At 65.1% G+C, this 11,602-nt stretch carries 13 protein-coding genes; 11 read left to right on the forward strand and 2 right to left on the reverse strand.

What is annotated here, in order from left to right:
* Positions 1-43: 43 nt before the first annotated feature.
* The gene (locus IB258_RS29925; protein WP_054458705.1) at positions 44-973 is read right to left on the reverse strand and encodes a MurR/RpiR family transcriptional regulator; all 930 of its coding nucleotides are present in this window, start codon (positions 971-973) and stop codon (positions 44-46) included.
* Positions 974-1,232: 259 nt separating this feature from the next.
* On the opposite strand from IB258_RS29925, the gene IB258_RS29930 reads away from it, so the two are divergent.
* From IB258_RS29930 to IB258_RS29955, 6 genes are all read left to right on the forward strand, one after another.
* Positions 1,233-1,781, forward strand: coding sequence for a MarR family winged helix-turn-helix transcriptional regulator (locus tag IB258_RS29930; protein WP_054458703.1), 549 nt, complete (start codon positions 1,233-1,235; stop codon positions 1,779-1,781).
* Positions 1,778-2,338: a diaminobutyrate acetyltransferase gene (ectA, locus tag IB258_RS29935; protein ID WP_054458701.1), complete on the forward strand. Its 561-nt coding sequence runs from the start codon at positions 1,778-1,780 to the stop codon at positions 2,336-2,338. Before IB258_RS29930 ends, ectA begins: the two co-directional genes overlap by 4 nt.
* A gap of 123 nt (positions 2,339-2,461) precedes the next feature.
* Complete coding sequence (gene ectB / locus IB258_RS29940; protein WP_054458699.1) at positions 2,462-3,769, forward strand: diaminobutyrate--2-oxoglutarate transaminase; 1,308 nt, start codon at positions 2,462-2,464, stop codon at positions 3,767-3,769.
* On the forward strand, positions 3,766-4,170 hold the full coding sequence (locus IB258_RS29945; RefSeq protein WP_006387829.1) for an ectoine synthase: 405 nt from the start codon (positions 3,766-3,768) through the stop codon (positions 4,168-4,170). The genes ectB and IB258_RS29945 overlap by 4 nt, the downstream gene beginning before the upstream one ends.
* A 17-nt stretch (positions 4,171-4,187) precedes the next feature.
* Positions 4,188-5,114, forward strand: coding sequence for an ectoine hydroxylase (gene thpD, locus IB258_RS29950; RefSeq protein ID WP_054458697.1), 927 nt, complete (start codon positions 4,188-4,190; stop codon positions 5,112-5,114).
* Between the two features lie 96 nt (positions 5,115-5,210).
* The gene (locus IB258_RS29955; protein ID WP_175163894.1) at positions 5,211-6,083 is read left to right on the forward strand and encodes an MOSC domain-containing protein; all 873 of its coding nucleotides are present in this window, start codon (positions 5,211-5,213) and stop codon (positions 6,081-6,083) included.
* Positions 6,084-6,107: 24 nt separating this feature from the next.
* On the opposite strand, the gene sugE is transcribed toward IB258_RS29955, so the two are convergent.
* Positions 6,108-6,425: a quaternary ammonium compound efflux SMR transporter SugE gene (gene sugE / locus IB258_RS29960; protein ID WP_013392803.1), complete on the reverse strand. Its 318-nt coding sequence runs from the start codon at positions 6,423-6,425 to the stop codon at positions 6,108-6,110.
* A gap of 208 nt (positions 6,426-6,633) precedes the next feature.
* Here sugE and panD point away from each other — a divergent pair, with 208 nt between their 5' ends.
* The 5 genes from panD to IB258_RS29985 form a co-directional block, all read left to right on the forward strand.
* Positions 6,634-7,002, forward strand: coding sequence for an aspartate 1-decarboxylase (panD, locus tag IB258_RS29965; RefSeq protein WP_013392804.1), 369 nt, complete (start codon positions 6,634-6,636; stop codon positions 7,000-7,002).
* Between the two features lie 63 nt (positions 7,003-7,065).
* Positions 7,066-8,118, forward strand: a complete 1,053-nt coding sequence (locus tag IB258_RS29970; RefSeq protein WP_054458694.1) for a CDP-6-deoxy-delta-3,4-glucoseen reductase — start codon at positions 7,066-7,068, stop codon at positions 8,116-8,118.
* A gap of 180 nt (positions 8,119-8,298) precedes the next feature.
* Positions 8,299-9,555 carry a D-amino acid dehydrogenase gene (locus tag IB258_RS29975; RefSeq protein WP_054458692.1) on the forward strand — a complete coding sequence of 419 codons (1,257 nt, stop codon included), beginning with the start codon at positions 8,299-8,301 and terminating at the stop codon, positions 9,553-9,555.
* A 4-nt stretch (positions 9,556-9,559) separates the two neighbouring features.
* A complete protein-coding gene (locus IB258_RS29980) occupies positions 9,560-10,900 on the forward strand; it encodes an extracellular solute-binding protein (protein ID WP_054458690.1) in 1,341 nt (446 codons plus the stop codon).
* A 190-nt stretch (positions 10,901-11,090) separates the two neighbouring features.
* Positions 11,091-11,602: TrbG/VirB9 family P-type conjugative transfer protein (locus IB258_RS29985; protein ID WP_192353580.1), on the forward strand; the 512-nt coding region annotated here is incomplete at its 3' end.

The following is an 11,602-nucleotide window of genomic DNA, read 5'->3' on the forward strand; positions in this document are numbered from 1 at the left end:
AATTCCGCAATGCAGGAGGTTGAAGGCGAATCCGGACGGGATGTCAGGCGGGGCGGCGCGGCGGCGCGCTCCAGTAAACGTTGTCGTTGAGCAGGCGCTGTTCCACTTCGGTCAGCCGGTTCAGCACCTCCTCGCCGCCGCGCGCGGTCAGGCGGGCGATCAGGTGCTCCGCCAGGCCCAGCAGGCCGGCGGTGGTGTGGAAGAACGACCCGGGCCCCTGGCGCGCCGGGCGGGCCCGCACGCCTTCGCGGTCAGGAGGCGCGAAGCGCAGGGTGTGGCGGGCGTCGACCGCCAGCGGCGACAAGGGGTCATCGGTCAGCGCGATCAGCGCCACGCCGCGCTGCGCGGCCTGGCGGGCCAGTTGCACGGTGGCGGTGGGATAGGGCGCCTGCGAGATCACGATCAGCGCGTCGCCGGGTCCCAGGTTGTCGGCTTGCTCGGCGGGCGCGCCGCCCAGGCCGTCTATGAGCACGCTGTTGCGCCGCACCAGCTGGTAGGCGTAGCGCATCTGGAAGGCAATGCCGAAGGCTGAGCGCGTGCCCAGGAAGCCGACCTGCCTGGCTTCCAGCAGGGTCTGCACCGCGGCGTCGAAGGCGGAGGGCGGGTTCAGCGCGCAGACGGAGCTCATGGCCCGAACCTGATAGTCGGTGAGCACGTCGTGCCCGGGCGCCGCGGGTTCGCCCGCCGCGGCCTGCAGCGCGGCAGCGCGCTCGCGCAGTCCCGGCGCGGCCTGCCCTGCCAGGGCCTGCTGGAAGGGCTGACGGAAATCCTCGTAGCTGGAAAAGCCGACGGCCCGCGCCAGCCGCAGCATGGTTGCCGGCGCCACGCCCAGGGTCTGGGCCTGGCGCCGCATGGACCACAGGCCGACCTCGGCGGGGTGCGCCACGACCCAATGCGCCGCCCGCTGCAGTTCCGGCGGCAGTTGTTCCAGTTTTTCCTGGAGGGTCAGGAGGAGGTCGGACGGCAAGGACATGTACGGCGGGAAGAGGCTGTAAAAAAACAGATGATAAATCTTGAATCAATAAAAAAACATATGTTTTTATAAGGGGTTCCACCTAGAGCGTCTGACGGTCTAGGCAAGCTCGCTCGCGGGTAAGTCCTTGAAATTCGCTGCCAATTCCCGCAAATCGGCGCTCATTTACTTACATCACGCAACGGGATTTTTGTTTGACGGGAATGAATCGTGCGCATATCATTTGTGTAGAAATGAATTTGACCGAACACGTTTTCCCATGACTGACACCGCGAAATCCGACCCTGCACAGCAATACGATTTGCGCATCTTGCGGGCCCTGCGCCGCATCACGCGTTCCATCGCCTTGCATTCGCGCCAGTTGTCCGCCGTCAGCCACATTACGGCGCCGCAACTGATGTGCCTGCGCACCGTGATCGCCAACGGTCCGATGACGGCCACCGCGATCAGCCGCGAAATGCACGTCAGTCCCAGCACCGTGGTCGGGATCCTGGATCGCCTGGAAGACAAGGGCTTGATCCGCCGCGAACGCGGCCGCGAAGACCGTCGCATCGTATTCGTCACGGCCACGGACGCGGGCCGCGAACTGGCGCAAGGCGCGCCGTCGCCGCTGCAAAAGCATCTGGCTGACGCGCTCAATGCCTTGCCCGAACTGGAACAGGCCACCATCACGCTGTCTCTGGAGCGCATCGTGGCGCTCATGGAGCAGGACGGCCAGGCCGCCGTCGACACGCATGGCGACGTGTCTTCGCCCATCCTTGAAGTGCCCACGGGCGGGGCACCCCCTGAATCGGGAATCGTTGCATGAAGAAAACCGAACTGGATACCCCAACCCTCTCAAGTGCCGTGGCGCCGGCGGTCAGCGCGCAGACCCATACCATGCGTCTGCCCGACCGCAAAGACGGCGCCGCCATCCACCGCCTCATTTCCGAGTGCCCGCCGCTCGACCTGAATTCCCTCTACGCGTACCTGCTCCTCGCTGAGCATTTCCGCGACACCTGCGTCCTGGCCGAAAGCGCCGGCGGACGCATCGACGGTTTTATCTCCGCATACGTGATCCCGGACCGGCCCGACACCTTGTTTGTCTGGCAGGTCGCGGTGCACACCCGCGCACGCGGCCATCGACTGGGCCGCGCCATGCTCCGCGAGCTCTTGCGCCGCAAGGGTCTCGAGCATGTCCGCTATCTCGAAACCACGGTGGGGCCTGACAACCAGGCATCGCGCCGCAGCTTTGCCGGCCTGGCCAGCGAACTCGGCGCCCACGTCTCCGAGCAGCCGTTCTTCGACCGGCAGCTTTTCGGCGGCGCGGACCATGACGACGAGATGTTGTTGAGGATAGGTCCGTTCGCCTTGCCAGCCCCCTAGGGGCGGCGCAAGCCCAGCGGTCTTATCGAATTACCGGGATGGTTGGCCGATCCGGATGCGCAAGCGCACCCGGAAGGGTTCTGGCCGTCCGTCCACTCATGAGATGAAAAGGGAGGATTAATCATGGACTTGAAGATCTTTGACCGGATGGAGTCGGAGGTACGGGGCTACATCCGGTCGTTCCCCGTGATATTCAGCCAGGCCAGGGGCTCGACCCTGATCGATGAGGACGGCACCGAATACATCGATTTCTTCAGCGGCGCCGGCACGCTGAACTATGGCCACAACAATCCTGTTCTCAAGGAAAAGCTGCTGGAGTACGTCCAGTCGGACGGCGTGGTGCATGGCCTGGACATGGCCACCAGCGCGAAGAAGCGTTTCCTGGAGACGGTGGACCGCGTGCTGCTCAAGCCGCGGAACTGGCAATACACCTTGCAGTTCACCGGTCCCACCGGCACCAACGCGGTTGAAGCCGCGCTGAAGATCGCGCGCCAGGTCAAGGGACGTCCCAACGTCATCTCTTTCACCCATGGTTTCCATGGCGTGAGCGGCGGCTCGTTGGCGGTGACGGCCAATATGAAGTTCCGCGACGCGTCCGGCTATGCGCTGGGCAACACCACCTTCATGCCCTACGACGGATACTTCGGTCCGGACGTGGACACCATGGCCTATCTTGAACGCATGCTGGAAGATCCCAGCAGCGGCATGGACAAGCCGGCGGCCGTCATCGTGGAAACGGTGCAGGGCGAAGGCGGCGTCAACGTGGCGACGCTGCGCTGGCTGAAGGAACTGGAAAAGCTGTGCAAGCGCCACGACATGCTGCTGATCGTGGACGACATCCAGGTTGGCTGCGGGCGCACCGGCACGTTCTTCAGTTTCGAGTCCGCGGGTATCCGCCCCGACATCATTACCCTGTCGAAATCGCTGTCGGGCTTCGGCCTGCCGATGTCGCTGGTGCTGATGAAGCCCGAGCTGGACATCTGGAAACCCGGCGCCCACAGCGGCACCTTCCGCGGCAACAACCTGGCCTTCGTCACGGCCGCGCAGGCGCTGGAAACCTATTGGGCCAACACCGCCTTCGCCACCGAAATCCAGCGCAAGGAGCGCCAGGTGCGCGACTGGCTGGAGAACCTGGTTCACAGCTATCCCAACGCCGGCCTGTCGGTGCGCGGCCGCGGCCTGATCCAGGGCCTGGTGTGCAACGCCACGCCCGCGCTGGCCAACCGCATCGCGCAGAACGCCTTCAAGAAAGGCGTCGTGATCGAGACCTCGGGCGCGCACGATGAAGTGCTCAAGCTGCTGCCCGCGCTGACCATCGAGGAAGAGCTGCTCGGCAAGGGCCTGGACGTGATCGAAGCCAGTGTCGCGGAAGCGCTCGCCGAAGAAGGGCAGTCCGCCCGCATCCTGAAATTTGGAGGAAAACGTCAATGATCGTACGCAATGTCAAAGATGTGATCGGCACCGCCGACGAAGTCCGCACCGACACCTGGGTCAGCCGCCGCGTGCTGCTCAAGAAGGACGGCATGGGTTTCTCCTTTCACGAGACCACCATCTTTCCGGGCGGCCGCACCCACATCCACTACAAGAACCATCTTGAAGCGGTGTGGTGCATCGAAGGCGACGGTTCCATCGAGACCATCGCCGACGGCAAGAAGTACGAACTGGGACCCGGCGTGGTCTACGCCCTGAACGAACACGACGAGCACTGGCTGTGCGGCGGCAAGGAGCCGCTGCGCGTCATCTGCGTCTTCAACCCGCCGCTGACCGGCCAGGAAGTGCATGACAAAGAAGGCGTCTACGCCTTGCCTGAAGCCGAAGCCCAAGCGGCCTGAAACACAAGGAGGTTCGCATGATCTCACCTGCACAGGATCCGTACGCCTCCCGTACGGATCGAAGTTCCGCCATCATCGCCCGCCAGGACCCGGTGGTCTATGAAAACGGCCAGTACGCCAGCGCATTGAACGCCGGCCAGGTCGAGCAATACGAGCGCGACGGCTTCATCCTGCTGGAGAACCTGTTTTCCGAAGATGAAATCCGCGCGCTGTCCACCGAGGTCGAGCGCATGACGCGCGACCCCTCTATCGTCCGCCGCGAAGAGTCCATCACCGAGCCCGGCAGCAATGCGGTGCGCTCGATCTTCATGGTGCACGTGCTCAATCCCATCCTGTCGCGCCTGGTGCGCGATCCGCGCCTGGTCAATGTGGCGCGGCAGATCCTGGGGTCCGAGGTGTACATCCACCAGTCGCGCGCCAACATGAAGCCCGGTTTCAAGGGCAAGGAGTTCTACTGGCACTCCGACTTCGAAACCTGGCACGTCGAGGACGGCATGCCGGCGATGCGCGCGCTGAGCTGCTCGGTGCTGCTGACCGACAACAACGAGTGCAACGGCCCCTTGATGCTGGTGCCCGGATCGCATCGCCAGTTCATCTCGTGCGTGGGCGAGACGCCGAATGAACACTACAAGCAGTCGCTGAAGAAGCAGGAATACGGCGTGCCGGATCCGGTCAGCCTGCAGCTGCTGGTGGAGCAGGGCGGTATCCGCTCCATGACGGCCAAGGCCGGTTCGGTGGTGTTCTTCGACTGCAACACGATGCACGGCTCCAACAGCAACATCTCGCCGTGGCCGCGCGCCAACGTGTTCATGGTCTACAACAGCATGGAAAACACGCTGAACCCGCCCAAGTACGGCCTGACTCCGCGTCCCGAGCACATCGCGACGCGCAAGGGATTCAAGGCGGTCACCCCGCTGGATACCTTGAAGCTGGTGGGGGGCTGAGCCTCCTGTGAAAATGCCCAGGCGCTGCCTGGGCATTTTTTCTTCCGGGCGTCTGCTATTCTCTGCGCACTTCGCCCCATCGAGACTCCGCACGCCATGTCCGCCCGCATCCTCAGCCTGCACATCTACCCGGTCAAATCCTGCGCGGGCATTGCCCTGGACGAATCGCCCATCGACCGCGCTGGGCTGGCCCACGACCGCCGCTGGATGCTGATCGGCGCCGATGGCCAGTTCATGACGCAGCGCCAATGGCCTGCGATGGCCCTGATCCGCACGGCGCTCACGGCCGACACGCTGCGCCTGTCAGCGCCGGGCATGTCCGATCTGGACGTTGCCCTGGACGGATCGGGACTGGAACAAGAGGCGCAGTCCGTGGCCGTGTGGAGCGATACCACGTCCGGCCGGCGCGAAAGCGCGGCGGCCGGGCAGTGGTTTTCCGACTTCCTGAAGACGCCGTGCCGTCTGTACAAGGTGGACGCGGCCGCGCAACGCAACGCCAAGCCGGACTGGGTGTCGCGCTGGGTGGACGCGCATCCAGACCTGGCCGAACCGTTCGCGGGCCAGCACTGCTTTGGCTTTGCTGACGGCTTCCCGCTGCTGGTGGCCAACCAGGCCTCGCTGGACGACCTGAACGCCCGCCTGCAGGCCAAGGGCGTGGCGCCGGTGCCGATGGACCGCTTCCGACCCAACATCGTGGTCCAGGGCGAATGGGAAGCCTTCGAGGAAGACCACACCGCCCTGATCGAAGCCGCGGGCGTGAAGATGGCTTTCGTCAAGCCTTGCACCCGTTGCTCGATTCCCGACATCGACCAGAACACCGCCCAGCAGTATGAAGAGCCCGGCCGCACGCTGGCCGGCTACCGCAATCTGGAAATCGGCGTGGTGTTCGGCCAGAACGCCATCCTGGACGCGCCCGAGGGCGCGCGCCTGAAGGTCGGCGACGAGGTCGGGATCGAACTGGATTTCTGAATCCGGGGCCTCGCCGCCGGGGCCTTAGGCCGAGGACAGCTTCAGGCCTACCAGGCCGAGCACGATGAGGGCGACGCTGGCGATGCGCATCCAGCTGGTGGATTCGCCGAACAGCACGATGCCGGCCACGAAGGCGCCGATCGTGCCGATGCCTACCCACACCGCATAGGCCGTGCCCAGGGGCAGGGATTTCATGGCGACCGCCAGCAGCCAGACGCTGATGGCCATGCCTCCCGCGGTGATGGCCGAAGGCCAGAAACGGGTGAATCCGTGGGTGTATTTCAGGCCTACGGCCCAGACGATTTCAAACAGGCCTGCGAGTACCAGGATGATCCAGGTCATTACGACTCCTACCTTGTGCTGCCGGCGTGCCGCCGGCGCGAGGGGCCGTCCCCAGAATCAAACGCGCCAGCCTAGTCGCCGCGCGCGGCAGCGGGCCGTCCCGCTGCGGCAAAAATTATAGAATACCGGGTTCATACGGCAAAACCGGGTGCCGGGCATCACTCTTGCAACACTTCGCGTTCCGGGCCGCGAAACCAGGATATTTATCATGCAACGCATCATGCTGCGGGCAAAACTGCACCGCGTCACGGTCACCGAAGCCGACCTCCACTACGAGGGGTCTTGCGGCATCGACGAAGACTTGCTGGACGCTGCCGGCATGCGCGAGTTCGAACGCATCGAGCTCTATAACGTCACCAACGGTGAACGTTTCGACACCTACATCATCAAGGCGGCCCGCGGCAGCGGCGCCATCTCCTTGAACGGCGCCGCCGCTCGCCGCGCCCAGGTCGGCGACCTGATGATCATCTGCACCTACGGCCCGATGTCCGAGGCCGACTCGGCCACGCACAAGCCGCTGGTGGTGCTGGTGGACGACGCCAACCGCGTCAAGGAAATCCGCAAGTTCCCGGCCTGAGGCCGGGCCGGGCGGAGCGCCTCGCGAACGAGGCGCTCCGCTAACACCCTGAACCGTTTCATCATGAGCTTCCAGGTCATCATCCAACCCAGCCAGCATCAATTCCCGGTCGAACCCGGCCAGACCGTGCTCGATGGCGCGCTGGCCGCTGGCATCGTCCTGCCGTACAGCTGTCGCAACGGCGCCTGCTCCACCTGCAAGGGCCGCGTGGTGTCCGGGGAGTTCGACGCGGGGCAGTATCCCGCGCAGATTCTTTCGCCCGAGGAACTGGCCGGCGGCTACACGTTGTTCTGCCAGGCCCGGCCTGAATCCGACATGGTGGTCGAATCCACCGAAGTCCGCCTGGCCAGCGATATCCAGATCCGCAAGCTGCCTTCGCGCGTGCAGGCGCTGGAACGCGTGGCCCCGGACGTCACCGTGATCAAGCTGCAGTTGCCCGCCTCCGAGCAGTTCCGCTACTACGCCGGCCAGTACATCGAAGTCATCCTGAAGGACGGCCGCCGGCGCAGCTATTCGATGGCCGGCGCGCCCCACACCGGCAGCCCGCTTGAACTGCACATCCGGCATATGCCCGGCGGCGTGTTCACCGACCATGTGTTCGGCGCCGGCGACACGCAGATGAAAGAGCGTGAGATCCTGCGCCTGGAAGGGCCGTTCGGTTCCTTCTTCCTGCGTGAAGACAGCGACAAGCCAGTCGTGCTCCTGGCCAGCGGCACGGGCTTTGCCCCGGTCAAGGCCATTGTCGAGCACATGATCCACAACAACATCAAGCGGCCCGTGGCGCTGTATTGGGGCGGACGCCGTCCGCGCGACCTCTACATGGACGCGCTGGCCCAATCGTGGACCGGCATGCTGCCCGATTTCCGCTACGTGCCGGTAGTCTCCAATGCCGTACAGGAAGACGGCTGGACCGGGCGCACCGGCTTTGTCCACGAAGCCGTCATGCAGGACATCGCCGACCTCTCGGGCCATCAGGTCTATGCCTGCGGCACGCCCCTGATGGTGGACGCCGCAAGGCGCGAATTCAGCGCCCAGAATGGCTTGCCGCCCGAAGAGTTCTACGCCGACGCCTTCACGTCCGAAGCGGACCTGGCCAAGGCTGCAACCCAGTCTTGAGTAACAGGGCATGAGCGAATCGGGGTGGAACGAGCGGGCCTGGAAAGGTTTGTGACTTCCGCCCCTTTTTATTCCATAGGCGCGGGCAAAGCGCCGGGGTAAACTGCCGGGCAGCAGCTTGCCATGGGGCGCGGACATCGGGTCGGCGGACCGAGCTGGCACGCAAGGAGCAATGCGGGCATGAAAGTAGCGGTATTGGGTGGCGGCATCATCGGAATCTCCAGCGCCTGGTGGCTGAACCAGGCCGGCCATGACGTCGTCGTCATAGATCGCTGCACCGGTCCCGCCCAGGAAACCAGTCTGGCCAATGGCGCGCAGATCTCGGTCTCCTACGCCGAACCCTGGGCAAATCCGCAAGCCCCGCTCAAGCTGCTCAAATGGATGTTCCAGGACGACGCCCCGCTGCTGTTCCGTCCGCAACTGGACTGGCGGCAATGGATGTGGGGGCTGGCGTTCCTGCGCGAGTGCCTGCCCAGCCGCCTGGCTCCCAATATCCGCGCCATGGTCCGCATGGCGGAATACAGCCGCGCGACCCTGCGCAGCATGCGCGCTGAACTGGGCATCCAATACGATCACCTGGAACGCGGCATCCTCAATTTCTACCGCGATCCGCACGAATTCGAAAACTCGCAGCGCGCCGCGGGCCTGATGCGCGACTTCGGCGTGGAACGCCGTGTGGTATCGACCGACGAGGTCATCGCCATCGAGCCCGCGCTGGCGCCGCACCGCCAGACCATCGTCGGCGGCGATTACACGCCCGAGGACGAGAGCGGCGACGTGCACCTGTTCACCGTGGCCCTGGCCGAGCGTTGCGCCCGGGCCGGCGTCGAATTCCGCTACAGCACGCGCGCCACGCGCCTGCTGACCACCGGCGGCACGGTGCAAAGCGTCGAGATCATCGAACCCGATGGCCGTTACGGCGCCTTGTCGGCCGACGCCTACGTCGTGGCGATGGGCAGTTTCAGCCCCTACCTGCTGCGGCCGCTGGGCGTGCCCTGCAACGTCTATCCGGCCAAGGGCTATTCCGCGACTTTCCCGGTGATCAAGCCGGACGCCACGCCCACGGTCAGCCTGACGGACAGCAGCCACAAGGTGGTTTTCTCGCGCCTGGGCGACCGCCTGCGCATGGCCGGAACCGCCGAGCTGTCGGGCTATTCCCGCAGCCTGAACACCGGACGTTGCGAAGCCATGACCCGCTTGGCGCGCGAACTTTTTCCCGACGCGCTCGATTTCGAGCGCGTCAGTTATTGGTCGGGCTTGCGCCCGTCCACTCCCTCGAACGTGCCCATCATCGGCCGCAGCCGTATCCCCAACCTGTACGTCAACACAGGACACGGTACGCTCGGGTGGACGATGGGCGTTGGCTCGGGCCGGGCATTGGCCGATCTGCTCAGCGGAAGGCGGCCGGAACCGGAATTTCCTTTTCTTGGTCTGTGAACCTATGAAGAATCTGCAATTGGCGGGCGTTGCCCGCGCGATGTTCGCCAGCCGGCGCGCATGGTTGTTCGGCGCCGCCATGGCGATGGCCGGTGCGGCGAATGCCGCCGCGGTCGAGATCCAGGTCTGGCACACGCTGACCGACGCAAACAAGGCCGAGTTCGAAAAGCTCGCCAAGCAATACAACAAGGAGCAGGACGAGGTCCGCGTGACGCTGCGCGGCTTCGCCTCGCCCAGCGCGCTGGAACAGGAAGCCGTCACGGCGGTCAAGGCCAAGAAGGGCCCGAACCTGCTGCAGTTGACCGACAACCATTCGCCTGAAGTCGTCGCCCAGCACAAGGCCGTGCTGCCGCTGTACGAACTGCTGGCCAAGTACCCGATCAAGGACCTGAACTGGTTCGTGCCGGCCACCAGCAGCTTCACGCGCGACAGCAAGGGCCGCCTGCTGGCCTTCCCCTGGATGGCCGAAGTGCCGGTGATGTTCTACAACACCGCCGCCTACAAGAAGGCCGGCCTGGATCCCAACAAGCCCGCGCGCACGTGGACCGCTCTGCAAGGCGAGCTGCTGAAGCTGCGCGACGTGGCGGATATCGACTGCCCCTACGCCTCCAGCGACCAGGTCACGGTCCACCTGGAGAACCTGGCGCCGATCAACAACCAGCAGTTCACCAGCAACAACAACGGGCTGGACGCGGTCACCAAGAAGTCGGCTGCGCCGGCCATGCAGTTCGACACGTTGTACATGCGCCACATCTCGCTGATGGTCAGCTGGAAGCGTTCGCTGCTGTTCATGGCGCATTCGGGCGACAACGCCAGCGACAAGCTGTTCGCCAAGGGTGAATGCGCCGTGCTGACCGCCAACACCGGCGCGTTCGGCCAGTTCCTCAACACCAAGTCGCTGTCCTTCGGCGTGGCGCCGCTGCCTTACTACGAGCAGGCCACCAAGGACGGTGGCAAGCCCTTCGTGAGCGGTTCGGCGCTGTGGGCGCTGGAAGGCCATCCCCAAGCCGAGGAAAAGGCCACCGCCCAGTTCCTGGCCTGGCTGTCCAAGCCCGTCATCGCCGCGGAATGGCACCAGCGCACCGGCTACCTGCCCTTGACCGAGGCCGCTTTCCGCGCCTCGGACGTGTCGTTCTATAACCGCATTCCGGGCGTCCAGGCGCTGATTGCCTCCATGCGCACCAACCCCACGGCAAACAGCCGCGGTTTCCGCATGGCCAACTACACGCGCATCGAGCCCGTGCTGAACCAGCAACTGAACGATGCCTTCGAAGGCAAGGTGCCGCCGGTGGCGGCGCTGAACAACGCCGCCACCCAGGCACGCAGCATCGCGGCGCAACGCTGATCCAGGCAGGCGGCGCAGGCGCCGCCGAATCCTGATGCAAACCCGGTCCCTGGACCGGGTTTTTTTTCGTCCGTCCGCCGCGCGACCAAACCATCCATGCGTACATGCCAGTCTGGTGACGCTGGGGCCGCTCATCCACCATGCCTCTCATGCGTATCGATTCCGGTGCGCCTTTTGCTCGCGGTGAGGCATGGTTCGTTTCTTCTTTCTGGCGGCAGGGCTGTCCTGCCTGGGGGCCTGCACAGGGGCCGGCAAGAGTCCGGCCGCAACGTCATGGGAAGCCTCGCGGCAGGCGGCCCAAGGCTTCCGCTTCGATTGGCAATTGTCCGGCGATCCCTCGGTTGCGCCCATGCAGGTGTTCGACGACGGCAAGGAAACCTGGCTGCAATTCGCGCCGGGCCAGCCGCTCCCGGCGATTTTCGGCGTAGGCAGCGACGGCGAGCGCGCCTTGCCCTATTTGCGGCGCGACCCCTATGTCGTGCTGGCGGGAGGGTGGAGCGGGCTGCTGTTTCGCGGCGGGCGTCTGAGCGCCCGCGCGCAGCGCCTGCAACCGGTCGCCGACGCCCGGGCGGAGAGCAGGCCGCAGGATGAGCCTGCGCCGCTGGCGCCAGCCGTCGTGGCTGAGCGCATCGGTCCGGCGCGGCCCACCGAACCGGCGCTGCCCGCCATCGGCGCGCTGCAAGCCGCCGGGCCGTTGGCGGG

Source organism: Achromobacter sp. ACM02 (genome assembly GCF_014851605.1).
Taxonomy (GTDB): Bacteria; Pseudomonadota; Gammaproteobacteria; order Burkholderiales; family Burkholderiaceae_B; genus Achromobacter; species Achromobacter aegrifaciens.

Excerpts from the sequence above, each read along its gene's own strand:
- sugE (WP_013392803.1), bottom strand. The coding sequence starts at position 6,425 with ATGACCTGGATCATCCTGGTACTCGCAGGCCTGTTTGAAATCGTCTGG.
- thpD (WP_054458697.1), top strand. The coding sequence starts at position 4,188 with ATGATCTCACCTGCACAGGATCCGTACGCCTCCCGTACGGATCGAAGT.
- IB258_RS29970 (WP_054458694.1), top strand. The coding sequence starts at position 7,066 with ATGAGCTTCCAGGTCATCATCCAACCCAGCCAGCATCAATTCCCGGTC.
- panD (WP_013392804.1), top strand. The coding sequence starts at position 6,634 with ATGCAACGCATCATGCTGCGGGCAAAACTGCACCGCGTCACGGTCACC.
- IB258_RS29925 (WP_054458705.1), bottom strand. The coding sequence starts at position 973 with ATGTCCTTGCCGTCCGACCTCCTCCTGACCCTCCAGGAAAAACTGGAA.
- IB258_RS29945 (WP_006387829.1), top strand. The coding sequence starts at position 3,766 with ATGATCGTACGCAATGTCAAAGATGTGATCGGCACCGCCGACGAAGTC.
- IB258_RS29955 (WP_175163894.1), top strand. The coding sequence starts at position 5,211 with ATGTCCGCCCGCATCCTCAGCCTGCACATCTACCCGGTCAAATCCTGC.
- ectA (WP_054458701.1), top strand. The coding sequence starts at position 1,778 with ATGAAGAAAACCGAACTGGATACCCCAACCCTCTCAAGTGCCGTGGCG.
- IB258_RS29980 (WP_054458690.1), top strand. The coding sequence starts at position 9,560 with ATGAAGAATCTGCAATTGGCGGGCGTTGCCCGCGCGATGTTCGCCAGC.
- ectB (WP_054458699.1), top strand. The coding sequence starts at position 2,462 with ATGGACTTGAAGATCTTTGACCGGATGGAGTCGGAGGTACGGGGCTAC.
- IB258_RS29975 (WP_054458692.1), top strand. The coding sequence starts at position 8,299 with ATGAAAGTAGCGGTATTGGGTGGCGGCATCATCGGAATCTCCAGCGCC.
- IB258_RS29930 (WP_054458703.1), top strand. The coding sequence starts at position 1,233 with ATGACTGACACCGCGAAATCCGACCCTGCACAGCAATACGATTTGCGC.